This window comes from Zavarzinella sp. (assembly GCA_041399155.1).
Classification (GTDB): Bacteria; Planctomycetota; Planctomycetia; order Gemmatales; family Gemmataceae; genus JAWKTI01.
On record JAWKTI010000001.1, the window covers coordinates 462853 to 489844 of the forward strand.

General features: G+C 49.3%; 17 protein-coding genes. 7 read left to right on the top strand and 10 right to left on the bottom strand.

From position 1 onward, the window contains the following. Positions 1-139: 139 nt before the first annotated feature. On the top strand, positions 140-1633 hold the full coding sequence (locus tag R3B84_02030) for a hypothetical protein (protein ID MEZ6139325.1): 1494 nt from the start codon (positions 140-142) through the stop codon (positions 1631-1633). A gap of 12 nt (positions 1634-1645) precedes the next feature. On the opposite strand, the gene R3B84_02035 is transcribed toward R3B84_02030, so the two are convergent. Both R3B84_02035 and R3B84_02040 read right to left on the bottom strand, forming a co-directional pair. Further along, positions 1646-2428 carry a hypothetical protein gene (locus tag R3B84_02035; GenBank protein ID MEZ6139326.1) on the bottom strand — a complete coding sequence of 261 codons (783 nt, stop codon included), beginning with the start codon at positions 2426-2428 and terminating at the stop codon, positions 1646-1648. A 1-nt stretch (position 2429) separates the two neighbouring features. Next, complete coding sequence (locus tag R3B84_02040; protein ID MEZ6139327.1) at positions 2430-3110, bottom strand: YdjY domain-containing protein; 681 nt, start codon at positions 3108-3110, stop codon at positions 2430-2432. Between the two features lie 401 nt (positions 3111-3511). Between R3B84_02040 and R3B84_02045 the strand changes: the two genes are divergently transcribed. Further along, positions 3512-4453: a GGDEF domain-containing protein gene (locus R3B84_02045; GenBank protein MEZ6139328.1), complete on the top strand. Its 942-nt coding sequence runs from the start codon at positions 3512-3514 to the stop codon at positions 4451-4453. Between the two features lie 108 nt (positions 4454-4561). Here the strand turns inward: R3B84_02045 and R3B84_02050 are convergent, their stop codons facing one another. From R3B84_02050 to R3B84_02065, 4 genes are all read right to left on the bottom strand, one after another. After that, complete coding sequence (locus R3B84_02050) at positions 4562-4897, bottom strand: response regulator (GenBank protein MEZ6139329.1); 336 nt, start codon at positions 4895-4897, stop codon at positions 4562-4564. A gap of 91 nt (positions 4898-4988) precedes the next feature. Further along, the gene (locus R3B84_02055; protein MEZ6139330.1) at positions 4989-5432 is read right to left on the bottom strand and encodes a DUF1810 domain-containing protein; all 444 of its coding nucleotides are present in this window, start codon (positions 5430-5432) and stop codon (positions 4989-4991) included. Between the two features lie 3 nt (positions 5433-5435). Further along, positions 5436-10745 carry a PQQ-binding-like beta-propeller repeat protein gene (locus tag R3B84_02060; protein ID MEZ6139331.1) on the bottom strand — a complete coding sequence of 1770 codons (5310 nt, stop codon included), beginning with the start codon at positions 10743-10745 and terminating at the stop codon, positions 5436-5438. Positions 10746-10969: 224 nt separating this feature from the next. Next, positions 10970-12199: a cysteine desulfurase-like protein gene (locus tag R3B84_02065; protein ID MEZ6139332.1), complete on the bottom strand. Its 1230-nt coding sequence runs from the start codon at positions 12197-12199 to the stop codon at positions 10970-10972. Positions 12200-12550: 351 nt separating this feature from the next. Here R3B84_02065 and R3B84_02070 point away from each other — a divergent pair, with 351 nt between their 5' ends. From R3B84_02070 to R3B84_02090, 5 genes are all read left to right on the top strand, one after another. Then, a complete protein-coding gene (locus R3B84_02070) occupies positions 12551-12823 on the top strand; it encodes a hypothetical protein (protein ID MEZ6139333.1) in 273 nt (90 codons plus the stop codon). Between the two features lie 64 nt (positions 12824-12887). After that, entirely contained in the window at positions 12888-13760 is an 873-nt protein-coding gene (locus R3B84_02075) for a hypothetical protein (protein ID MEZ6139334.1), read from the top strand. A gap of 151 nt (positions 13761-13911) precedes the next feature. Beyond that, positions 13912-15891, top strand: a complete 1980-nt coding sequence (locus R3B84_02080; GenBank protein ID MEZ6139335.1) for a DUF2075 domain-containing protein — start codon at positions 13912-13914, stop codon at positions 15889-15891. Positions 15892-16003: 112 nt separating this feature from the next. Continuing rightward, positions 16004-17410 carry an ATP-binding protein gene (locus R3B84_02085; GenBank protein ID MEZ6139336.1) on the top strand — a complete coding sequence of 469 codons (1407 nt, stop codon included), beginning with the start codon at positions 16004-16006 and terminating at the stop codon, positions 17408-17410. 558 nt (positions 17411-17968) lie between these two features. Then, on the top strand, positions 17969-20266 hold the full coding sequence (locus R3B84_02090; GenBank protein ID MEZ6139337.1) for a DUF1592 domain-containing protein: 2298 nt from the start codon (positions 17969-17971) through the stop codon (positions 20264-20266). 21 nt (positions 20267-20287) lie between these two features. Here R3B84_02090 and R3B84_02095 read toward each other — a convergent pair whose 3' ends face one another. The 4 genes from R3B84_02095 to R3B84_02110 form a co-directional block, all read right to left on the bottom strand. Next, positions 20288-21166, bottom strand: a complete 879-nt coding sequence (locus tag R3B84_02095) for an SMP-30/gluconolactonase/LRE family protein (GenBank protein MEZ6139338.1) — start codon at positions 21164-21166, stop codon at positions 20288-20290. A 22-nt stretch (positions 21167-21188) separates the two neighbouring features. Then, entirely contained in the window at positions 21189-22358 is a 1170-nt protein-coding gene (locus tag R3B84_02100; protein ID MEZ6139339.1) for a DUF3293 domain-containing protein, read from the bottom strand. A 109-nt stretch (positions 22359-22467) separates the two neighbouring features. Then, complete coding sequence (locus tag R3B84_02105) at positions 22468-22740, bottom strand: hypothetical protein (protein MEZ6139340.1); 273 nt, start codon at positions 22738-22740, stop codon at positions 22468-22470. Positions 22741-22753: 13 nt separating this feature from the next. Beyond that, positions 22754-26953: a DUF1559 domain-containing protein gene (locus R3B84_02110; GenBank protein MEZ6139341.1), complete on the bottom strand. Its 4200-nt coding sequence runs from the start codon at positions 26951-26953 to the stop codon at positions 22754-22756. Positions 26954-26992: the final 39 nt, after the last annotated feature.

The window sequence follows — 26992 nt, forward strand, 5'->3', positions numbered from 1 at the left end:
AGTATCTGCCGCGGCTGTATCAAGACATCGCGGTCTGTTCAACATTGATGCAAATGAATCTGGGAAGTCAAAGGATCTGACTTTTCAATGCAACCAGAGTAAACAACGTTCTGAGGGCCTGGAAGTAAGGAGACATGCCGTGATTCGAAGAGCGATAAAGCGTTTCCTGCTGGGCGGTCTGCTTGCCACAGGCAGTGTTTCGTATGGTGCAGAAGGGATTACTGAAGGGCGGGTGACTTACACCAGCAATTCAACGGTTGAATTGCCGTTCCGCATCAACAATGCGGAAGCCACACAGGTGGTGCTGTACGTACAGATTGAAAATGGCCCCTGGGTAGAAGCGGACCGTGCCCGAGCTGGCCGATCTGCGTTTACATATCGCTTTTTGAAAGAAGGCACCCACAATTTCGCACTGATGACTATCTATTCCGATGGTGTCAAAGTGCCGGCATCTACTGCCGATCTGCGTGCGGAACGTGTTTATGTTGCCGATCGCACGAAGCCGGAAATCCGGTCTGTCCGTCCGGTGGTGGATCAGGATGGCTTCCCCGGTTTAGAGTGGGACATTGCCGATACCAACATGCTGAACCAGAACGCAGTAAAGTTGGAATACCGGTGGGATGGTGTGGGTACCTACCAGGAACTGGACAAGGGAATGCTTTTTGGCCCACGCCACCAGCGATTCTGGAAAATGAAGCCCGAAGACCGCATGCAGGTGCGGCTGATTGCTCGCGATAAGGCTGGAAATGTAGTTGAAAGCACCCCACAGTTGGTGTCTTCTCGTGCGGGTTGCCGACCGAGCACTGGCATTGCGATGGAACAGCCACGTAACCCCGCCTTAAATCCCGTGGGCAATCCAGGCAACAATATGGAACTCAGCCCGGTTACTTCTAATCGGGCTTCATCTCCATCGCTGCATTTTGTTGCGACGAAAAATTTTACGATTAACAGCACCATCATGTCTGGCCCTTCGGGGATTGTTAAATCAGAACTGTATCGGGCTGATGATAAACTGAAATGGCAATTAGTGTCCACGGATGCGAAACTTCAAAAGCCTCCAGGTAACAAAGAAGGTCCCATTCCAATCAGTTTGAGCAACGAGGTGGAAGAGGATGGCGTTTACAGCTACATTGTGATTGCCCACAATCACAAAGGACCATCTCGACGAGCTCCTGTCGATGGCGAACAGGGTGATTTTGCCATCATGGTCGATACCAAAAAGCCTGAACTGGTTGATGAAGGTGTCCGTGTCAGTGCGTCTGATCGTGGGCCCATTGTGGATATTCGCTGGAAAGCGGTCGATGCCAATCTGGCAGCTTCTCCAATTCGTCTGGAATATTCAATCGGTACCGATAAAGACGTTAAATGGACTGAAATAACGTCTGACTGGATAGAAAATGTGGGACAGTACAGCTGGTATCCCCCCACAGATAAAGGCTACTTGTTTAATATTCGAATGCGATGCCGTGATCGTGCCAATAATGAAACCGAATATGTTGTGAAAGATCCGGTAAATATTGATTTGACTGTGCCGGAAGTGAATATCACTGGCGTGAACCCACGTCAGGAGATGCCTGGTTCATTCCCGTCTGGTCCTGGTGGAATCAGTATCGTGCCTGGCAAACCCAAGTAATTGATTTCCTCATCATTTTTTCATCGTTTCCACGTCTGGCAGACCGGGCAGTGGCAACACCATCGGCAATGGTGCGCCTTCAGGCAGTTTTCTCATAGATTTCTCATCACCTTTCGGACCCAATTGCAGTGGTTGTGGCACTACCAGTGGGGTGAAAGGTAACATCAATTGCCGAATCGGCATATTGCGTAATAGTGATTCTTCACGTGTATACTCCCGCGTTGGGTCACCTGTGGGTAATTTTGGTGGTAACTGACTGCCCAGTGCAGGATACCCACTGCCAGGTGGGGGATCCAATCGAGGTTCGCGGTGCAGCGGTGCCGCAGAAATCTCAATTTCCAACTCTTGAGGGTGAGGCCACACGAACGGATTGGTTTCCAGTGATTCCGGCAGTGCCTGTGGCAACATCATCGCCACGACTGGTGGTTTGGGGCGTGCCAATTCCCCCACCTTGATCCCAGAGAGCACGTCTGGTGTTGGTAATTTAGGACCTGAAAGATACGGTTGCTGTGGCTGACGGGGTTTCCTTGTCTGGTCCAGATCCACCGCAGGAACCAGAAGTTGTGCCAATCTCTGCCCAGAATCGTCTTCGGAAAACTCAAAACCGGTCTTTGTGGTGTCCGGTTTGTCTGGTACATCGGGTTTTTGGGGAGATTCTGGAGTGGTATTTTCAGGCGCGTGATTTACGACTGTCGGCTGATCCAACACTGCAACCTGAGCCACTGGCGCAGGTTTGCCGCACCCAATCAGGCCCACCAGTAATGGCGTCAGTAATAAGAAAAAGCGGTCCTGCATCTTATTTTGCCGCAGTAAACACCAATTTTACCGCAGTCCCCTCCTTAGGTAGTAGTGTACTGTTGACATCCAGTTTAAGGTATTTTTCTTCTTTCATCGTTAAAGAAGTCTGGCAGACTGTTTCATCGGTGACCGGATATATTGCAATCAGGGTGCCTGTAAGATCCGCACCGTAGACCATTTCAGGCTTTGTAGGATCTGGCTTCGACAGCACTGACCCTGTGAACAGGAATTTCACCTCTCTCGGAAATGGCTGCTTTGTCTTGGGATCGATTAAAAAACGATGAATCGACAACCGACGAGTTCCCGTACCTTGGGGTATTTCCAGTAACACTTTGATTTCGGTGCCTTCCGCTACTGGTTTTTCTTCCCCACGTGCCGGCTTGCCGGGCTTCAGGCCAATTTTTTCCAGTGCTGCATGAACTTGACTGGGTTTGACATCAATCGTCACCACGGTTTCGTGGGCTTTTTTGCCTTTAGGGTGGGGCCAGCAGGCCACCACTTCAATGGGATAAACCTGTTCAAATGTGGGCAATTTGCGAGGCGCTACCACGGCATCGACCAGCACTTCTTTTGCAGTTTCATTAATGGTGATCCCTTTCACATCTGCCGCACCCGCAGGTGCAATCAAAAAGATCATCCAGAAAATCCAGAAGGTGCCCCAGCTCACATATCGCTTCATCGCATTTTCCCTCTAGCACCCTTGTCGGGCAGATCAGGGTTGATTCGCTTTGGCTTCGCGGCGTTTCACAGGTCAGCATAACCGATCCAGGTGGGTGATGCAACGTTGTAACAATGATTCCCAAGAAAACGAAGAAATTGATTAAAACGTTATTTCAGTGGAAGCACAATTGCAGATAAAAAATGAGAAACTCTCATTTTATCCGGCTGCGAGAGGGTCTGCTTGCAATACGAAAGGCGCTTTAAGCCGGATAATTTTTACTCATGCGATAAAGTGATTCATTTTTCGCATCAAAACTGACAATAATCGGTAAAATTTCTCCTAATTGCCCAGTTGATGAATTATGCTATTGGTGAAGGTCGACCCAGACCGAGTGGCTGGGTCTGCTAACAGAGTCTGGGATGGCCAAAAAGCTTTACGATACCGTTATTCAGAATCGGGATAAGCCAGAGTCAGCATTCGACGAATTCTGCCTTGTGATGATTTACCCCCATGGGAAATCACTCGGGAAACGCTTCACTTTGACCACAAAGCCCTATATCCTTGGGCGAGATGAGGCATGCGACATCGTCATTGCCGATGCCTCGATATCCCGTCGGCACGCACGCCTGGAACCGATAAAAAACGACTACTTTGTGCTGGATATGAACAGCACCAATGGCACGTATGTCAACGAAAAAATGGCCCGCAGTGGGGAACCGATCCGCCTGAACGATGGTGATTATCTTCGATTGGGCAGCACGATGTTCCGTTATCTCTGTGGGGGGAATGTCGAAGTCGACTACCACGAAGAAATCTACAAGCTGACGATTCAGGATGCTCTTACCCAGATTGCCAATGTTCGCTATTTTGAAGATTTTCTGGAGCGGGAAATCCAGCGAACCAATCGGCACCACCGTTCTCTGACCTTGTGCCTGTTCGATATCGACCATTTCAAGAAGGTGAATGATACTTACGGCCACCTGGCCGGCGACTATGTGCTGAGGGAATTGGCACAGGCTGTTCGCGAATTTGTCCGCCGTGAAGACCTGTTTGCACGCACCGGTGGGGAGGAGTTTGCACTGGTACTGGTGGAAACAGAAGCTCCGCAGGCTCTGGATGTGGCAGAACGGGTTCGCAAACGGATTGAAGAAAAGGTATTTCGCTTTGAAGGGAAAGTAATCCCGATTACCGTGAGCATGGGAATTGCCGCCGCACCATTAAATGGTGAAGCCGAAGAAAAAGCACTGATTGCTGCTGCGGATGCGTGCATGTATCGGGCGAAAGAACTGGGCCGTAACCGTGTTGTATATGAACCGTATAAACCCCCACAGGAAGAAGAAGCGGACACTACTCCGAATTGAAGTGGCCAAACTGCAAAGATGGTTTGGCTTGATTCATTCTGTCGATCGATCGCACAGATTGGCAGTAGCCCGATGCTTCGCCAGAATCTTGTGGAAATCAAATAGCCCTTATGTGACTGAAGAAATGACTTTTGCTATTTCATGAAAGTGTAACTTGGTGCAGGAATGATCTGCGCCTGCGGATTTCAGTAAATTGTTCCCTTCTGTGTGGGACGATACCGCGATCAATGCGACATTTTGAAATTGCTTGATCTCCTTAACCAGTTCAGTTCCTTTCCCGTCATCCAAATCATAATCCAATAAGACTACATCGAACATTTCTGTTTTCAAAACTTTTCTGGCTTCTGCAATTGTAGGCACAATCAATACCTCATGTGACGCGAGGAATTGTCTTCCAGCAACGTGGGCGAAGATCAGATGGTTTTCAACCCAGAGAATTCGCACAAAAAACCTCTTTTATATAAATAAAAATTAGTTCATTCGCACATCATATTCTGAGATCTCTGAAACTGGTGGATGGTGCGTAAATCCTTGTTCAGCCAACGTCCTTCTGGCCAATTTGCAGGTACTTCAAGGTTTTCAAATCAGCCTTCCCGCCGAAAAATAGCTCCAGTACCTGGGCATAGACTGAACCACTGGATGATATCGCACCAAAAAGGGTGGCAGAGGAATGCAACTTCAAATCATCCGGCGTACCAAAGATGTCGTAGGCCGATTTCTCCGGATGCTCCAACACTGCTGCAAAGCATTCCTGTAATCGAACACCCAGAACTGGGTGGTGCAGATATGCTTCTGCTTCCGCATGACTTTTAATTGCATATAACTGTGCGGTGGGGCTGGTGCCTAAACCGACAAATTGGGGAAAAACGTACCACATCCAGTGGGAACGCTTTCGACCAGACCGAATCTCTGAGAATGCAATCGAATACTGATCTGACTGAGCTTCCAGAAATCGGCTCAACTGAAAAGGATCGTCCATTGACTATTTCTTCGGAGCGGGCACTGGTGCCGGAAGCGGGACAGGGGCAGGAAGCGGTACTCTGATTCCTGGTTGTATCCGAATTCCCCCACCAATACGAACGGGTGGGCGAATGATATTTCCTGGAGGTGGAACCGTGGTTGCTGTGGTATCCGGTTTTTCAACTGGTTTAGCATCTGATCGTGGGCCATCTTTGGTATCCGGCGAAAATCGCACTTTGGTACCATCGTTACTGACCACCTCAATAACTCCCAGCTTCGGATCGAGTTGCAGCACGTAGTACTGGTTACCAGAATTCTGCTTCGTATTCTTGATCAGACTGCGGCCGGTCTGTTTGTCAATGGCGACAAACTTTCGTTCCATTGCAATGAACCCACCCGCCTGATTCAGCTTCTGATCGAAGTTTGCTGCAATAATCACAGGCATATCTTCAAAATGATCAGTAATCATCAACTGGTTCTGTAATTGCTGATCGGTGTACCACAGTCGTTTACCAGTAGCACGTTCAAAACAGTACATGTGACCATTCACTGGCGTGGAGTTGATGGAGAAACTGAACGCCTGATTGCCAAACCGGCGGGCGTTATTCACACTCTCACCGTTGAGCATCACGTAAAAGCGTTGGGCATCATCGAACAGTTCCACTTTCTTCACTTTTTCAAAGTGGGTTGCCAACATGTTTTCATCCATCTTCGCTTCGAAAATGACTTTGCCATCATCAATCGACATCACGCGGACATCACCTTCCGGCGTTACATAGCCCGTGAATCGCTGCGAGTAGGCATTCAACATCATTCCTTTCTCTGGAACTGGAACTGTCCAGATATCTTTGCCGGTTAACAGGTCATATCGCCGCAACATTTTGCGGGCTTCATCCATGACCAATACTTCTCTGCCAAGCAATGTCGCTTTTTTGATGTTCGTAAATACCTGGCCCGAGTCTGGAATTGAAACTTCGGCACCATCTCCAGCGCGGTAACACCGCACGGAAGATACAGTGCCATCAGTAGACATCTCGTAAGTGAACACGTACTCGGAGTTGCCTGTAATTTCCGTTCGGTTGGATACGTTCGGCTTCGTCCAGAGAGTGGTACCGCGAGCATTGTCCTTGGCAATCAGGCCATCTTTTGAGAGCAGGACAGTAAATGTATGCTCAACCAGCCAGCGTTGCCCAGCTTTAAATGATGAGCCATCGTTCATGTACAGTCGAATGCCATCAATATCTGGTGCATACCGTTGAATCTGTGCGACAATCGCCTGGTTGGACCCACCACGAAGTTCTTCTTCCCAAAGGCGGGTATTGTCTGCGAGATCAAATGCAGTTGCCACCATATTGGGAGTACCGTTTGGTGAATTCCCATTGATGGTCACAATCGCAATATGCCCTTTCACCTGTACTGGTTGGTACGGGATCTGATACTGTTGATACTGGTATTGCAGGTTGTCGTATCCAACACCAGGAGTGTTGTTTTTTGCTTCTTCACCAGTGACGCGATCAACCAGTCGCAGTGACCAGCCACCACGCCCACCACTGGCGCGTCCTGTGGTATCCAGCGTCAAACGGTTGCGTTGAAGATAAGGCAGTTGCTCACCAAATGTCTGAATGTTAATGGTGTTGCCACGATAGGCACCGGTGGGGCCACCACGTGATTCTTCCGCTTTCAGGCGAGGGTAAGCCCACTCTCGGGTGGCTGGTTCCAGGTAAGATAAAAACCGTTTATCGGTAACCAGTTCGTTGTAATAGTCATCGCCAGTCTTCGCATCACGAACTGTAATGTCTTTGAACTTGACCCCCAGTTCCGAATACATGCCCACCGCATCATCGAGCAGACCTTTTCGAATATAGAGGCCTGCAAGTGCTTCAGTGGCTTTCGCTGCGGCAAGTTTATCGCTTTCGGCACGGATTCCCAGCAGACTATATTCTGCCTCCCGCAAGTCGGCGGCATCGCCAGTCGTTGCGAGTTTTCGAGCAAGCACGATTCGAGATTCATTGCCAGCATCGAACATACCACCGAATACGCGGACGAAACTTCGTAAACGATCCAGACTATCCGTTGCCTGAATAGCAGCCCATTCTTTGTTGACGCGTGCTTCAAGTGGGATCAAGTCTTCTGGTTTCGATTTCTTAATCATTGCCAGAATCCGACTGCGTGCCCACACATCGGGCCGCACATTTGCGGAAGGCTCATCAATGATGCTGATATTATCCTGATCGCCCACCAGCGTACCGAAGGCCATGTAATTTTCGAACGCTTCCAGCAGTTTGCCCTGGCTTTCTTTCCCTTTCGCCATCAGGCAGTACATGTTGGCTTTGCGTTGCAACTCTTCGTGTTCGAGTTGTTTGCGTTCCTGTTCTGTGGCAGTGGCGGGTATTTCCACCGTGCACAGTTGAGCGTATTCATCCAGGATTTTTTCACCGGAAGTGTAATCGGTTAACAGAAGTTCGGTCATGCAGTCGAACAGTTTTTCCCGTCCCTTGCTGCGGGTGGGGGCATCGGGGTTATTGCTCAGGCAGCTTCGCAGGGTTTCGATTGCCACCGTCAGCCGACCGGAATCCATCTGCAACATCCCAAGATCTAACAAGCCGATGGGATCTTTGGGATTCTTCGCAAGGCGTATTTCCGTTTCCTGAATCCGTTTTTCCAACTGTGGAAATGCTTTAATATTCGTGTGTGTGACTGAGTAAACATCGCCATCATAAAACAGCAGATTGCCCACCGCTTCTTTTTTGCGGGATCGGATCATGCCGTTAGTATTCATCGATTTTAAATCAATTGCCACGATCCCTGGTTCTGCCAGTGGATCATTTGGCTTCAGTGGGAGATAATAGATATCGCGTGAAGCTGTTCCCAAACCGGTAGGCATGCCACCAGTGGCAATTTCCTTAATTAAATTGCCCGTCGCAAGGGAATAAAAGCGAACATAACCTTTACCAGCAATTAAAACTCGTTCGTTGTAAACGCCAGCCAGATACACCCCTTCCTGTCGGCTGATGGCATTCGACCAGATTGGTCTACCCGTTTGCAAGTCGACACAATCCACGGTTTCGGAATCATAAGCAGTGAAGACGACTTTGCCGTCAGCAATAATCGGGGCACAAGCATGCCAGCGATCTCGCATATCGTAATTCACAACCTGGGAGCCAGTTTTGTTAAATGGCACTGCACCAAAGTTTTCTTCACCGCCGGCACCAGAGTCGCCCGATTGTTTGGTGCTGCGGTAGTTAATGGCCCACACATAGCTGTGGTCAAGCAGGTCAATCCCCAGTAATGCACCTGAATTGGTGGGGCAAACAATAATTCCATCGGAATAGGCTAATTGAATGCCGTGCATTCGACGGATGCTGTCGTCTGGTAATTTGGCATTCGGCTGTCCCAGCGATTGCTGCCAGAGCAGGGTGGGAATGTTTTTCGTTGTGTGGGGTTTGAACTTTGCAGTGGAACTGCTTCCAGGCGAGCTTTTCTGTTTGTTCGGCTGCATTTTCAGTGGATCAATACAGACCAGCCGCATATCACCGTCTTTTTCGATGATGAAGTACAAATTACCACCGATAGATAGAGGCGAACTAAGAATAATTGCACCTTCCATCAGGTATTCGATCTGATTCAGTTTCGGATTATTGCCACCGCCATTCGCGGGAGCTTCTGGAGCAACAGGTACTAGAGGATCCTGGATTCCAGGCTGAAGTCTTCCTGTTGTGGGGGTAACAGGTCTCGTTGTTCCCGAAGCGGCATCATCATCACTCGTGTAGCCGATGCTCCAGGCAATTTTACCAGTCTCAATTTCAACTGCAATCAATCGACTGTGGGTAACTAAATCGTTAAACACACCAAAGTTGTATGAAGGGCCCTGGTTGCGAATCCCAATACCAATATTCCTGTTAATGTTGTTAAACATGTTCGGGTGTGGGGGCAGGGCAATGTCATCCACATAGTAACAATACCGCCCATCATGGCTGATCATGCCTGTGGTGGTGTTCTGCAACAGCATCCCAGCACTATTGAACGTTTTGTGCGGCCCGAAGAGCAGGGAATCAAAGCTTTTTCGCCTGGTTTCGTTACTGACCATCTGCCACAGACCATAACTATCACGGGAAACCCATTCCATTTCACCCGCTTTCAGGTTGCGTGCTGGGTCATCTCGCGCGGTCACCGCATAAACACCTTCGTAAGTACGAAACAGAATTTTCCCTGCGGTTGCCACTGGATAAAAGGTGGGAAGAAATGGCTGATTTTTCAGTGACAGCGATTTCATCGATTCTTCGATACTTTTCTTTAGATACTCTTTCGCTTCAGGAGTGTTTTTGTCTTCAGGTTCCCCGGCTGCTCGTTTCTCCGGTTCCACGTTCGGTGGGAAGAAACTCAGCTCAAATAATGGTTCCAGGAATGGGCGATTACCAATCCCACGACCGTTATTATCGTTTGCACCACGGATCGATACCCAGTCGTTGGTTTCACGAGTTGTGGAAACGCTGACTTTGTCGTACTCTTTGCGTAACTGATCGTACGTAAATGTTTTGGTGCCCAGGGTTACCTGACCGTTATTCACGGTTTTGGCAAAACGTGTCCAGTATTCATCGGCCATCTTGGCATTCTTGGGATCCAGCGAATGCCGTTTTAATGCCAGTGCGGTCCAGAACAGAATATCAGACGCCAGTTCATTCTTCGGACTGCGGGATTGCAGTCGCTCGAACAATTTGGTGGCTAATTGATATTCCCCACGGTCCATTGCCTGAATTGCGGCAAGTGCGGTGGCGGTGCCACCCGCTTTTGTGTGCAAATAGCGGGATGAAATCTCGCCCAGTGCGGCAAAATTGCCATCGGTCAGAGCCAGTTCCAGTTTGCCTGCAGCATCCGGGCCCACCACCCGCTGGTAGAAATCCATCCCTTCATCGGGGAACATGCCAATAATGCGGTTGGCTTCAATGCGGGTGCTGATTTTGCTCAATCGCCCATCTTTGTCCTTCACTTCTACAAGTTTGTCGTCTGGTGTATCCAGCATCCCCTGCAGAACCGCAATCAGGTCTTCCCACAAACGTGGGGTAATTGGTTCGCTGCCAGTCAGGTATTTCAGCACCGCTTCAATTTTGGGGCCTGCTTTTTCGTCGACAGGCAGGTAGAACAATTCCTGCGTGTCGCGGTCCTGATTTTTGGGCTGCCCAGGTTTGACTACGCCACCTGGCCCAATGATGACCACCCCACCACCGGGCTGCTGAATAATTTGCTGTTGTGCCTGCAAGGAATAGGTAAACAGGATCAGACCCACGACAAGCGTGCAGAATAAGCTCAATTGCCGGACATAGGATGCTTTCATGAAATCCACCTTCAATCCAAGGTATCGCAGGGCGGCAATTTCCATTGCCACCAGACCTAGCACATTATTGCAGAAAATCGACCATAGCCACAAGCGGGTTTCGACAATATTCCACTGAACTATGCCACAGTATGTGGGCAATATGCAGCAATGTTCATTATAGTAGACGATTTTCGTCCATGGTAATAACGATTGAACTGCCCGGTGCGGGCAATTTTTTCATTTTATTCTAATATTTGCTGCAAACAGCTTACCAAATAATCTATCTCTTCTGTGGTGTTGTAGTGTAACAAGCCAATCCGCAGCATCCCTTCTGGCTCCAGATTCAAGGCTTCTGTCAGTGGCAGTGCGTAAAAATTGCCTGCCCAACTGAAAATGCCATATTCTGCAAGTGCGTCTGCCACCTGACGTGGGGTGTGACGATCAAACGTGATTCCAAATGTTGCCACGCGATCAGACAAATTGTCTTGTTTGGTTACGCCCCATACTTTTGAACCTGGGATAGATGCCAATTTTGTGAGAAAATATTCACAAAGTTGCTGTTCGTAAGCATTTATCTGCTGAAAACTGGTTTCTAACTGCGTGCGAACCGGCCCAGTGCTGGGTGCGATGCTGGCAAGGTAATCGATTGCAGCACCCACCCCAGCGATGGCGGCAAAGTTCTGAGTGCCTGTCATCCAGCGATCTGGATTGGTTTCCGGGCTGGGGCGTACTTTATATGGTTGCAATTCTTCCAGTCGGTGCTGTTTCGCGTACAAGATCCCCACGTGGGGCCCGAAAAACTTATACGCTGAGCAACAGAGATAATCGCAATCCCACGCCTGCACATCAACTAACTGGTGGGGGGCAAAGTGAACTGCATCCAGAAATACTTCCGCTCCCACAGCATGTGCCAGCGGAATCATCTGTTGAAATGGCTGAATCGTCCCCACGGCGTTGGAAGCACAGGACACGGCAACCAGTTTGGTTTTGGGGCTTAACAGTTGCTGAAAAGCCTCCAGGTCCAGCCGGCATGAGGGGGAAATCAGGGGAATATGCTTCACCGTTACCCCACGATCGGCGGCAGCACGCACCCATGGAGAAACGTTGGCATCGTGGTCGGCTTGAGAAACCAGAATTTCATCACCCGGCTGCCAGGTGGCTGCCAGAGCACGCGAAAAAGCAAATGTCAGCGTGGTCATGTTCGCACCAAACACAATCTCCTGGTCGCTGCGTGCGTTCAGAAAACTGGCCACTTTGGTGCGTGCACCATCAACAACGGCATCGCTTTCGCGACTGGTAAGGAAGCTCCCACCGTGGTTGGCGTTATGATGCTCGTAATAGTGTTTGATCGATTCAATGACCACTGACGGAACCTGGCTGCCAGCGGGACCATCGAAGAATACCGCTTTACGCCCGTTCATTTCACGCTGGAGTGCAGGAAACCGGGCACGGATGGCATCCACAGGAAACATCGTCTCACCTTGGCAAAAGCTGGTTGGTTCTCATCTTCATGATATGGCCAGACGCTACTTTTCCATTGAAAATATAGCCCCGCCGGTACAGCAAATACCTTTTTGATCATTAATGCATTAGTGATTATTTTATATGTAAATCATTTGAGTCTGTTGAAGACTCAAGTTGCATTTTTCCAGCTTGCCTAGTTTTTCAACTTGCCCAACACCCAGGGTGCAGTGCAGCGAAATTTCCAAATTAGTTCGATTGAATCAGTTAATTCGATTGAACCAGCTTGCCGATCTTGCCGATAGACCAGTTAACGAGATCGATTGTGACTGTCGCAACAATTGCGAGTGGGGATACTAGGCATGTTCATTTGGAAACGAATTTCAAAAGTGCTGACAATTGCGTTCACTGCGGTGTGCGGTTTAACCGGCTGTCAAACCTGGGAAGGTGGTATGACCTTACCCAGCCCACATTACTTGAAGCACCCCCCACAGTATTTTCCGAAGGAGCCAGCATTCCCGCTTCAGCGTGAGCAGGCATACCAGATGGAAACAATGGGTTTACTGAACCCACGGAATGAAGATGCACCTCTGGGTGTGGCACCAATTCCGGCTGTGGCACCGGCACCTCGCTAACGGGATTTTCCGGTGAGCAAAGGTGGGGAATACCAGGCACCAATTTTCTATGTGGGCTATTATTATGAAGCGTTTGCTGATTCCATCGATTCTTGGTGTCACCAGTTTCTTAACTGGTTGTACCTCGGAACGCAACAGTTTGATTGAAGGGAATACTTCTCTCAGTCAATACATGTTTTCCGAACCAGAAAACATGCGGGTGCAGTCGCCGGCATTTGCCAAAGTAGCTGCCGGGCAGAACCTGCCAGTTGGTATGCCTACCAACGCACCGATGAATGGTCAGCCAATTGTGGGCTCCGGCGGCATGGTTTATCCCATGAATGCCAATCGGGCGATCGTACAACAGCCGCAGATGGTGCCTCAACCAGCTATGGTGCCTCAACAGCCCATTTACCAGACAGGTTACCCCGCACCCCAGGTGCAGCAACCTGTAGTAGCCAATACTCCGCAACTACCTGCAGGGACAATGTTTACGTTGCAGCCTGTGCCTGGTAATCCTGGACAGATGATGCTGGTTCCGATGAATCAGCCACCTGTGGCCAGTCCTACACAGCCAACGATGATTCCCACTACCGAGCTAGGGGGATTTTCACCCGGTTTGCCCAGCACGGGAATTGTGCAGCCCGAAACAGCCCCGGTGCAGGAACCAGAACTGAAAGAACCGGAAATGCTGCCGATTTCCAAATTGCCGATGCCGGAAAGCACCACCCCTGTGGGCTTACCCGACCTGCCACGCCCCACCTACAGTGGGAAAAACGATGTGAAGCCCGTCGGTGCGATGATCCCATCGCCAGATCGAGTGACTTCGCCACTGCCCGGTTTCCCTTCACACCAGGGGAAAACAGGTAGTAAATCGTCTCCGATCGATCTTCCAAAGCCCACCGGGCCCATCAGTGATACAATTCCGGCAGCACCCACGCTGTATCCGGTGAAATAAATTGCCGTTCAGCCCACCATTTTCCGGCTTTCAAAAATTAAGAATCTTTAATCAATTTTACTTCTGCTATTCTCAACTTCTGGAAATGCTGATTTTGGATATCGAATTTTTGGTACAATTTTAGTTCATTGATGGTACCAGGTAGTTCTGAATGAGTCGCGCACATTACCAAGCAACAATTTCAAACTTTCTAAGCGAAGATGACGCAAAAATTCTTGGTATTCTGGTTCAAAATAGTGCACATGCAATTGAGGCTACTCAACGCGATGCCTGGATGACCGAAATCAAAATTTTGCAGAATGTCCTGAAGTCATATCCATCAGGAAGTGTGTTTTTCGAATACAGTGTGCCACGTCTTGGGAAACGGATTGACACCGTCGTAATTACAGGATCGGTCGTCTTCGTAATGGAGTTTAAAGTCGGAGAAACGGGATTTAATGCAAATGCAATTGACCAAGTTTACGACTATGCGCTGGATCTGAAGCATTTTCACGAAACTTCGCATGATCTCTATATTGCACCGATCTTGATCGCAACAGAAGCCACCAGTGCTGAGACAATTATCCGACAAACACAACATAACGACAAATTATTTGAACCTATTTCCTGTACACCTGCCCAACTGGAAGTCATAATTCGATCGGTATTAGCTACAACAGATGGACCGATCATCGAAGCAATATCCTGGGAACATGGACGATATTGCCCAACTCCAACAATTGTTGAAGCGGCATTGGCGTTGTATGCTGGTCATGATGTCCAGGAAATTTCGCGAACTGATGCAAGTGCTACCAATTTGAGCCTGACGTCGCAAACGTTATCAACGATCATTCAACAGGCACGTGATTTAAGCGAAAAGGTAATTTGTTTTGTTACGGGAGTTCCGGGTGCGGGCAAAACACTTGTTGGGCTAAACATTGCAACGCAACATTTCACCCCTGAAGATGATTTGTATAGCGTCTTTCTTTCTGGTAATGGTCCGTTGGTTGCGATTTTGCGGGAAGCACTCGCAAGAGACAAAGTCCGCCGTGATATCGAAGAAGGAAGAAAATCAAAAATCGGGCAAGCACGCAGTGAAGTTAAAGCATTTGTGCAAAATGTTCATCATTTCCGCGACGATTGCTTGATTGATGAATCCCGTCCGCCTGTCGAACATGTTGCGATTTTTGATGAAGCCCAACGAGCATGGAACTTGGAACAGACTGCCAAGTTCATGAAAGCCAAGAAAAATCGGCCCCATTTCTCAATGAGTGAGCCGGAATTTCTCATTAGTTGTTTGGATAGACACCCAGACTGGGCAGTCATTGTATGTCTTGTTGGTGGTGGCCAGGAAATTAACACAGGCGAGGGTGGGATTCGTGAGTGGATTGAATCGGTGCAACGTCGGTTTCCAGAATGGCAGCTACGACTTTCCTCAAAATTAACAGATAGTGAATATGCGGCTGGTCGCATTGTGGAACATGTCAGAAATTTTCAGAATGCAAAATTTTGTGATGAGCTACATTTAGGCGTCTCAATGCGAAGCTTTCGAGCCGAGAACGTATCCTTGCTGGTCAAACAACTGCTTGATCTTGACGCAAATGCAGCAAAATACACACTTCGACAGATATCTGATCGATACCCAATCCGAGTTACCCGTAGTCTCAATTCTGCAAAAGCATGGTTGCAACACCACGCCCGCGGTACGGAACGGTATGGTATCGTCGTTTCCTCGCAAGCACAACGACTCAAACCACATGCGATCGATATCCGTTATCCAATCGATCCGATACACTGGTTCCTGCACGGCAAAGAAGATGTACGTTCCAGCTATTACCTTGAAGATGCTGCCACAGAGTTTCATGTTCAAGGGCTTGAACTGGATTGGACTTGTGTCGTTTGGGATGGCGACTTCCGATACGCCCCATCGGGCTGGGATCACCACGAATTTCGTGGAGATCGGTGGCAAAGAATTAGAAAGCCCGATCGACAGATGTATCTCAAAAATGCGTACCGCGTTCTGTTAACCCGTGCCCGGCAAGGGATGGTAATCGTAGTGCCTGAAGGGGATGAACGCGATCCGACTCGTTCATCTGCTTTCTATGACCCCATCTGGTCGTATTTGCAAGAAATTGGATTTGAGCGTATCTGAGCTTTAATATGCCATTAATAACCGTATTTAATTTTGTAGATTTGACCTAAATTGTATCTATTTTTATAGGCATACGAACACTGCTAAATTATATTTACTTCACACTTATTTTATGACTACGATTCAACAAATTGACTATTGGCGAAATGCACCTTCTGAACACCAACATCTGGAATTCAAGGAAGCAAAGACACAGTTTGATAATCGAAAACTGTTTAAATACTGTGTTGCGATTGCGAATGAAGGTGGTGGGTATTTGCTTTTGGGGATCGAGGATGCACCGCCACGGAAAGTAGTGGGTACCCTCGCATTCAATAATCCAGTGGAAATGGCTTCAAAGCTATTTCGAACTCTGGGTTTTCGCGTTGATATCGAAGAGGTAGCTCATCCAGACGGCCGTGTGCTTGTCTTTCACATTCCTAGCCGCCCTTTAGGAACGGTGTATGATTTTGAAGGCTCCTATCTCATGCGGGCAGGTGAAGAACTTGTTCCAATGAGTGAAGACCGACTGCGATTGATTTTTGCCGAAGGTCAACCTGATTGGTTATTTCTAGCTGCAAAGAATGATTGTGATGATGATAAAATCATCCAGCTTTTAGATACTCAGAGTTATTTCGATTTGCTTCATTTGCCCTACCCAAGTCAGCGTGCAGGGGTTTTAGAGCGGTTCGAGAGTGAAAAGCTTATCCAGAGGCACAATCCTTTCTGGTCCATCACCAATCTTGGCGCAGTTTTATTTGCGAAAAAATTGGACGATTTTGACAAATTAGGCCGCAAAGCGTCCCGGGTGATTGTTTATGAGAATACCAACAAATTACATACTAAACTCGACAGGCAGTTTACAAAGGGTTATGCATCGGGCTTCCAGGGCTTGGTGGAGTATGTCAATGGACTTGTACCGACAAATGAAGTGATTGAACAAGCACTTCGCCGTGAAGTAAAAATGTTTCCTGAGATTGCGGTACGTGAGCTTGTGGCAAATGCACTGATTCATCAGGATTTTTCATTAACTGGCAGTTCGGTTATGGTGGAGATCTATACGGACCGAATGGAGATTTCAAACCCGGGCAAACCGTTCATTTCACCTGATAGATTTATTGATGAGTACCAATCACGCAACGAACGACTTGCAGATCTGATGCGGCGGCTTGGTATCTGTGAAGAGAAAGGCAGTGGTATCGACAAAGTAATTCAAGAAGTTGAAGCCTATCAGTTGCCAGCACCTGATTTTCGAGTGGGAGAGAGACGTACTTCTGTCGTGTTATTTATGCACAAAGAATTTGAGGAAATGGAGCGAGAAGACCGTATCCGTGCCACCTACCAGCATTGTTGTCTTAGATACGTCTTCAATGAAAAAATGACTAATCAAAGCCTTCGCGAGCGTTTTCGATTGTCTCGTAAAAAGGTCGAGTCTGTCTCGCGGGCTATTCGTGATACTGTTGATGCTGGTAAAATAAAATCGGGAAACCCTGACCAAACTTCACTGCGTTACCGTTATTACATCCCTTTTTGGGCGTAAGTGGCATTAAGAGGTAAATTTTTCATTTAGGCGCAAAATCCCACCGGGGGTAGAGTGTCCAAACGAAATAATGTAGGAAAGTTCAAATTTTCATTTAGGCGCAAAATGCCATTGAGTGGTTTTTTCAAAGAAACGCTGTAAAAATAGGGGTTTTTTCATTTAGGCGCAAAATCCCACCGGGGTAGAGTGTCCAAACGAAATAATGTAAGAAAGTTCAAATTTTCATTTAGGCGCAAAATGCCATTGAGTGGTTTTTTCAAAGAAACGCTGTAAAAATAGGGGTTTTTTCATTTAGGCGCAAAATCCCACCGGGGGTAGAGTGTCCAAACGAAATAATGTAAGAAAGTTCAAATTTTCATTTAGGCACAAAATGCCATTGAGTGGTTTTTTCAAAGAAACGCTGTAAAAATAGGCCAGTTTTGATTTAGGGCAAAGTCCCATTTTTATATCACCATTTTACTAATCAACTATTCACCAATCATCTTTCCCCCGTGCCTCCGTGGGGTGTTTTCCTGCTATAATATCCACATCCAAAATGTTGCTCGCGGTGGGGTGTTGATGAGTAAATTTTCACTTATTTCCTGCAAGATTGTCCTCTGTCTTGCAGCTTTCGGGGTGGGGCTGCTGGATTCTCAGCTTGCCGCCAACGAAATGGGCAAACTGCTCTATGCCAAGAAATGCGCGTTTTGTCATGGAGCGAATGGCGAAGGCACCAAAAAGTACGAACCAGCACTGACCGGTGGGCTTTCCGTGGCTCAACTGGCCGATGTGATTCAGAAGACAATGCCGGAAGATAGCCCCGGGTCGCTGTCGAAGTCGGACGCCAGTGCCATATCAGATTATGTGCACGATGCCTTCTACTCGCCGGTGGCACAGGAACGCAATCGCCCCGCTCGGATTCAGCTTTCCCGCCTCACGGTGAAGCAGTATCGGAATTCGCTGGCGGATCTGGTCAATAGTTTCACCTATCAGCCCAATTGGGGCAAAGAGCCTGGTTTGCGGGCGGAATATTTCAAGAATCGTCGCACGCGGGCCACGGATCGGGTGGCACAGCGGATCGATCCTCAGATTGATTTTCAATTTGGCACCGAAAGTCCGGTTCCGGGCAAAACGGAACCGCACGAATTTTCGATCTGGTGGCGGGGCAGTGTGCTGGCACCTGAAACCGGTATGTACGAAATTGTGGCACGCACCGAACATGCGGTGCGAGTGTATCTGAACGACCCCAACACCCCCCTGATTGATGCGTGGGTGAAATCGGGCAACGATACTGAATACCGTGGTCGGATTTTTCTGATTGCGGGTCAGGTTTATCCTCTGAAAGTTGATTTTTCGAAGGCGAAACAGGGCGTAGACGATTCTGACAAGACCAAAAATAAGCCACCGCCGAAGATTCCGGCGATGATGACGCTGTTATGGCAGCCTCCGCAGCGAACATTGCAGGTAATTCCGAATCGCCTGCTCTGTACCTGTGATTCTCCGATTGGATTTGCCAGTTCCGTACCATTCCCGCCAGATGACCGATCGTTGGGGTGGGAGCGTGGCACCGCAGTAACGCGGGAATGGGATGCTGCCACCACAGAAGGTGCGATTGAAACGGCCGATTTTGTGCTGAGCCACCTGCGGCAATTGGCCAATACCAGCCCGGGCCAGCCAGACGCACGCCAGAAACTGATCACTTTCAGTGAACAGTGGTTGCAGCGTGCGTTCCGCGAACCGTTGAAACCAGAATGGAAGGCACTGATTGCTTCAATTTTCGAACAGCAAAGCGACCCCACGGTGGCGTTGAAACGAGTGCTGCTATTCTCTTTAAAATCACCCCGCTTCCTCTATCGGGATCTGGAAAAGGTCAGCCCCAGCTTTCAGGCTGCCGAACGTCTGTCGTACGCACTCTGGGATTCAATTCCGGACCAGCAGTTATGGACTGAAGCGGCAGCAGGTCGTTTGGTCACTCGCGAACAGGTGACAGCACAGGCGCGTCGCATGTTGAACCACCTGCGAGCGAAAGAGAAAGTGGAAGGCTTTTTGCTGGCCTGGCTGAACCTGGACCAGCCCCACGATCTGACCAAAGATGCCAAGTTGTATCCCAACTTTAACGCCCAGATTGGGGACGACCTGCGTACCAGCCTGGAATTGTTTCTGCGGGATACATTCTGGTCAAACGAATCGAACTATAAGACGCTGCTTTCAGCCGATAAAGTTTACTTGAATGATAAACTTAGTAAGTATTATGGCTTCCCTGTGGTGAAAGACTTTCAGCCGGTGGCATTTCATGAAAAATATGCAGCAGGCGTGTTGACGCACCCGTACATGATGTCCAGTTTTGCCCACCACAATGAAAGTTCGCCCATCCACCGTGGGGTATTTATCGCACGTGGGTTGCTGGGTGTGATGTTGCGTCCTCCGCCGGAAGCAGTGACGCCGCTGCCACCGGATCTTCATCCATCGTTGAACACGCGGGAACGGGTGATTTTGCAGACGAAGTCGGCAAACTGCATGACGTGCCACGGCATTATCAACCAGTTGGGTTTTACGCTGGAAAACTTCGATTCTGATGGGAAGTTCCGCACCGTCGACCGTGCGAAACCAGTGGATACGAAAGGTTCTTACATCACCAAAGCGGGCAAGGAAGTTACTTTCCAGAACGCACGCGATGTGGGGCAGTTTGTGGCCAACAATCCGGAAGCTCATGCGGCATTCTGCGAAAAAATGTTTCACCACGTAGTGCAGCAGCCGATTCGGGCTTTCGGTGCGGATAAATTAAGCCATTATCAGGCAGAGTTCACCAAACAGGACTTTAATATGCAGCACCTGGTGCTGACCATCGCAGTGGATGCGGCCATGCACAAGAAATGAGATTATTTTCAGAAATGAGTGTTATTTGGCCCCACTGACAGCCATTTCGATGGAATAAAATCCTTTCCTTGCAGTAATAAAGAGCGTTTTGCGATCTTTCCCACCAAAACAGACGTTCGCTGGTCTTTCTGGTACTGCGATTTCCTGAATCTTTTTGCCAGACTTATCAAACACCAACACCTTGGCGCTGGTTAAGTAGACATTCCCTTCCGAATCGACCGTCATGCCATCGGAACCAGAAGTGCAGAACAACGAGCGTTTGCCCACTGTGCCATCCGCACCGATGGGGTAGGAATAAGTTTTGCCGGCATTGATATCTGCGACGTAAAGTGTTTTGCCATCAGCACTTCCGACAACACCGTTGGGTTGAACAAAGTCTCCATCCACCTGGGCTAATTTCTTGTCGGTAGAGAACAGGTAGAGTCCACGATTTTTTTGTTCCTGCGGCCCACGATTCCAATACGGTCGCTTATATAACGGATCGGTAAAATAAGCGAATCCCTTCGGGTGCACCCACACATCATTGGGACCATTGAGCAATTTTCCTTCAAATTCACGCACCAACACTTCGATTTTTTTGGTTTTCAGGTCAATCTTCCAAAGCTCGTTTTTGGCATCGGCACAGGCCCAGAGGTAGTTGTTGGCGTCTACGTAGAGACCATTGGAACGGCCTGCGTTTTCCAGAAAGACGTTTAGCTTGCCATCGGTGGTCCATACCCAGATAACGTTACCTGGTTGATCAGTAAAGTAGACATTGCCATCTTTGTCCACGGCGGGGCCTTCGGTGAAGGAATATCCGGTGCCCACCTGAACCATTTTTGCCCCAGGTGCGGTCACTTCCGCACTATCGAGGGTGGGAATGCCACTGAAAAGTAACATGAGCGGGAGAAGGTGCTTCATTTTCGTGTCCATCACAAGTTGGTTATTTAACGTTCGATTCGAGCCAGAGTAATTCTACTGCCGAGTCTGTAGATCCCACCAGAATTGCCTGCTGGGCAAATTCACGACCCAGATCGGCAGCTTCTGAAGCAGAAATCCCAACAATCAAAAAGCTGGGCTCGGGTGGCCATTTACTGGAACGATTCCCCCCACGCCCACGAAAATATTGCCAGCCACGCGTCTTGATGGTGTTTTCCAACCTCACCTGATTTGCTTGATTTTCCTGAGGGCTGAGCTGTTTGGACAGAGGATTAAATGCGGTAACAAACGCCCACTCATCCTTGCTGCAAAGTTGCAGCAAGGCGTCTAATCGTGGGGAATGCTGCCCCACCTGTAGCGGGAAAGCCCCACCAGGGATTTCATCCACCCAATAGATGGTTTCCTTATAGGCTTTCGCCAATTGGCCCACCGGCAGGTTCCGTGGGCGATCAAGTTTGAACCACGACCGAATTCCCAGCAATAGCAGCATTGCCAGCGAGCGGACAGTTTCTTTCAGATTCACTTTAGAGGTGCCTTCGCGACGATTCACAAAAATAATGGGAAATTCGCCAATTCTGGCCCCCACGCGGTAGCAGCGGTAGAGCATTTCCTGCTGGAACGAATAGCCACGCGAAGAAAGTTTATCGAAGGCAACCCGCCGTAACATGCTGACACGGTAACAGCGAAATCCCCCACTGGCATCCCGCACGGGCATCCGAAACAGCACCCGAACCAGGCGGTTGACATTTTTGCTGATCCATTCCCGCAGCCACGGCCAGTCCTGGGTGCCCCCACCCGGAACGTAGCGAGAACCAATCATCACATCATGATTGGCCATACCGTCAACCAGGTTGGGAATTGCTTCGGCAGGATGGCTGAAATCGGCATCCATGTTCAGGAAAAATTCGTACTGGTTTTCCTGTGCGTAACGCATCGCTGCCAGAATAGCGGTCCCCAGGCCCAATTTTCCACTCCTGTGGAGGCATTTCACTCGAGCATCTGCCGCAGCCAACTGGTCAACCAGCGTTCCTGTGCCATCGGGAGAATTGTCATCCACCACCAGGATATCAGCCCACGGTGCGTGAGCGTGGATGCGTTCAATCAGTGGTTGTATATTCTCTCGTTCATTGTAAGTGGCAATGGAAACGAGAATCTGCCCACGACCTACTTGCATGCAGGGTTACTCCGACTGTTGTGTACCATTAAACTATGATGGCCAGTGGATAAGGCGATAACGAATTTGTTTGACCAAAGTCATCATCACAAGTCAGACACGGAAGTTGTCAGACATCTTTGGCGGTGGGGCGGGATTTCAAAAGTGAGATCTGTTTCTTAACTAATTGAATCGCAGGCATATCAACTTCCTGTCGTGGATAACGGCGGCTAAGAGCTTCCAGGAGGGTGTCCCACAGATCCAGTTCTGGATTGTCGATCAGCATCCACTGGGAACGCCGTGTTACACGCAGGTAAAAAAGCCATTTTCCAGCGAAATGATCTGCTTTGATCCAGCGCCGATCCCCGGAAACCGGGTCATGATCATCCCACTTGATATCCACTAAACAACTCCGATTATCGTTTTCCAGGTGGTGGGGGAGGGATCGAAGGAGCACTGGGAGAACCAGGCGGTGCACCGGGTGAGCCTGGCCCACCTTTTGGTGGGGGTGGAATCGGAGGTACACCCGGCGATCCAGGGGTGCCTCCGGGATTGCCACCCGGGGGAACGCCAGGTCCCGTACCAGGATTGTTAGGATTCTGCTTGCTATCTTCAGCAATATAACGCAGTGAAGAGAAAAAGCGGTTTTGATCCGACTTGGAAACACCCGTGTTGTCTCGAACAGTCATCACTACCAGTGCAGTATCATTCAGGTGGACCACCCATCGGGCAAAGGGGGTATCATTACGATTAAAGCTGAAAGCGATCCCGGCGTGTAAGCCTTTGTCGCGTCGTTTGATCAGACTTGGGGCCTCTCCAAAATCGCCCTTATTCACCATATCGCTGAGGATCTTGTATTGATCTGCAGCCGTTTTCGCGCCTTTGAAGTCTGCCACAAGAAGCTCAAGCATAAATATCGGGCTTCCTGCTGCATCCTTTGGCCATGTAACGGTGTGCTCACCTTCCTGCCCACCAGGCAACAATGAAAAATCGCCCTTTGGCAACAACATTGCCAATCCAATTCCTGGATTGGAAACTGGGTTCCATTCATACTTGGTGGGTGTAACAGGAGCAGCTCGTAACACTTGCACCGATTTGAAAAACGGTTCTGTAGCTTCCTGTATCGGGTCGCTTTCACCAATCACACCTGCCACAAAACGAGTGTGATTGATCACATAAATGCGGAAAATACCCGGTTTGTTATCGGCATTTCTGGCTCGAAACTCTTTGCCTGTGTTTCCATTCAGTTTTGGTGCATCCGAAACATTGCCAAAAACAGTAAAGCCACGTGATGCGGCATACACGGCAATTTCCCGCTGTGCTGCACTTCCTGTGGCATCGTCCTTCGGCAAAGTGGGGTTGTAGCGTGCATACAACGAGTAACGTAGTTTGGTATCATCCACTTTGCAAACGGTCAACTTTTCTTCTGGCAGATCAATTTCTGTAGTAGATACACCTAATGGGACACCTGCAGAAAATGATGCGGATAAGACACCCATTGCTGTCGCCTGCCAGTTAGGAGGCAAAGCCACGACTGGAACATTCGGCGTGCCACCAGGAAGATTAGGAGTTTTCAGGCGAGATTCGTTAATATCAACAATTTTGGCCGTGTCATCAAACTCGATCGTTTCTTTGCCTTTATAGGTGGCCATCGCTTTGAAAACATCATCAGAAACACGGCCGCTCACGAACCGCACTGAACCGTCAGCCATCAGAACATACGTGCCGAAGTCAGGCCGTTTGGGGTCATTAATGTGATTCGTGAGGAACGGTTCCACCGAGTTGGTCATTGGTACTGCTGCAATTGTCGCACCACCACCACGAATCCAGGGGCGTGGAATAGTTTTGGGTACTTGAGCCGCCCACATTGTGTTCGACAATCCGTCATTTGCTGAAATTTCACTGATTGGCGTCTGGCGATCATAACCAAACACCCCCAGGCGGGATTCGTTTTCTGGAGTCGCTTCCAAACTGGCCACTCCATTACCGATACCAGCAATACCCACAAAGTGGGTGGCACCAAGTTCCACATTGACGGATGGCAATTTTACCCGCCAAGTGGCTGGATCTTGCGAGGAATCGATGAATTCTGGGATCCAGGCACGACCTGCCTGCAGGTTATCAGGATGGTTCCACGCTTCAGTTGGGCGAATGCTCGCGAAGACGTTGCTATGACCCATATACGGCAGCAAGTTCGCCATCCAACTGATCCGTTGTTCTGGATTAAATGGCAGGTTCATCCGTGCGGGTGTTCCCGGACGTGGGAAAGTACCCAGTGGAAACGTTTTCTGTTCGTTGAACTTCGCAGCCATACCTGTCAACTTGCCCCAGGGATAGCTGGATGCAAGCATCACTGTCTGGCCAGCAATACCATCAAAGTAGTTGCGGAGATTTCCGGCTACTTTGTCAGAATAATCTGCTTTCCAGTCGATTCGGAGTTCAAATTTGACTCGCAAGTCGGAAACGGAGGAATCGACGGATGAACGTGGGCGATTCTGGCCGGTGCCTGGGAAGCCAGGCTGACCTGGGAAACCAGGTCCTTCGCCGCCTGGGCCAGGAAAACCAGGTCCCTCGCCAGGGCCACCAGGGAAACCAGGTGAAGGCATTCCGGGGCCTCCGGGACCGCCTGGCATTGGAGGGATGCCGGGAACTCCAGGCCTTGGAAACTGGAATGATTCGTTTGATCTGCGATCCGATCGGATGCCTGGTGCAATCGGAGCAATCGGTGGGCTACCACCTGGGCCTCCCGGACTACCAGGGCTGCCGGGTCCAGGGAAGCCAGGTCCCATAGGTGGGCTGCCAGGGAAACCAGGGCCTTCTCCACCAGGACCACCAGGAAATCCAGGATTATTAGGATTGTTCTGGTTGTTCAGAGGACCCACATTCACTGTTTGTTCGATTAAGGAGCCAATTTCTGCTGCAAAAATGGGTAGCATTACCTTCACTACCTGACCTAACAGTTTTGACTGGTTGTCATTTTCGCAATCAACAGCAACATCGCAGTTAAAGTTACTCTCATTAAAATCTTTTAATACGAAGCCGATCACTGGTCGTTTTGGCAATAAAAAGTTCGCTGCCACGCCACCCGGTAGCTGGGGCTTAAACTTGGAATCGCCACCGAAATCTAGACCCACATCGAAGATAACTTTGGTGATCCGGCTGGAATCTTCCACTCGGATTGCGAATGCCATCACCGGTTTGTCACCAGGTGCGACCAGGCCATTCATCATCGACTTCAGGCCAGGATTGACCGTTCGATAAGTGGGCAGGGATGTATACACAGGCGGTGGGGTGGGATTACCAGATCCACTGGGATTTCCCGGCTGTCCCACACCCGGCCCAGGTTGCCCCGGAACAATCGGGGTTGGTCCGGGAACACCAGGAGTAATCGGTGCAGGTGCACCAACACTGGGAGGTGCCCCACCTGAGCCACCAGCAACTTGATATAACTGGTTATCTTTTAAGGATTTACCATCAGTTGACTGCCGGCTGCCTGCACCCCGCGGGGGCACGCCTGGAGTAATCGGCATCGGTGCTGGTACACCAGGGCCACCAGGAATACCGGTTGTCGGCCCACCGGGACCCGGGGGTGAACCTGGCGAACCAGGATTACCTGGAATGCCGGGTGATGGTGCGGCAGTAGTTAATTTCGACAGGAAAGCTGGTTCACAATTGGCTGTCAAAATTTCCTGCATGATCTTTTCATCTGCAACAGCAAATGTTTTGTCATCCAATTGAGCAAAAGTAATCTGGCGTTTATCCGGCGGTGTCAGCAGGAAACCCATGTCTTTCAAACGGAAGGCAAAAAAGTTGCCTACTGCATTGAATAATTCGTTTTCCTTGACGCGGTAATATTTGAATTTGTTGACCACCGTGGCATCGCCTTCAATACCGACAGCGTCTTTCATATCGTCCAGCTTTTTCGGGCTTCGAGTGCGAATGACGCTGAAGGTCCAGCCACCAGTGTCCCCACCGGAAGCAACCACTCGCTCAATATCGTTGTGAGAAAAGCCAAGATTATTGTGGATCAGGTCAGAAGTGGGTTTGGTGGAATCAAACATCACCGCACCTGCGGGTGTGCGCAGAACTGCACGCAGGTCTAGTTCTGCCACCCATTCGGCCGAATTGGGGAGAAGATTAGTAATGTCTCTCTTCAAGTTTGGCAGGCCAGCACCCGTGGACTGATTCTGGCCGGGATTGTTGCCATTTCCCGGATTATTGCCATTTCCAGGCCCACCTGGTCCGGGATTTGGCTGTGGGGTGCCACCTCGACCAGAATTGTTCGCCTGATTGTTGGTTTCAGAATCTTCACCGAACCATCCCTGGGTGAAGCCGAAGGCCAGTAAACCAATAATGACTGCAGCAATTCCAATCCCAGCGTACAGCATGGAATTCGATTTTTGCTTCTTTTTGTCCTGTTTACTGCCCTGCATCGTGTCTAGTTTAGACTTCAGCTTGGCGTCTTTTTTCGCGCCTTCTGGTGCGGGTTCTTCAATTTTGAAGCGGAACTTGCATTTGGGGCAATCCACTTTCCTGCCAACCAGGCCAGGATTCCGAATGGTAATTGATGCCCCACAACTGGGACAATCTACCTTAAAAGCGGTTGTTGCGGCCATTGCCGATCTCCGCGAAACGAGAAGGGTTCAAACATAATC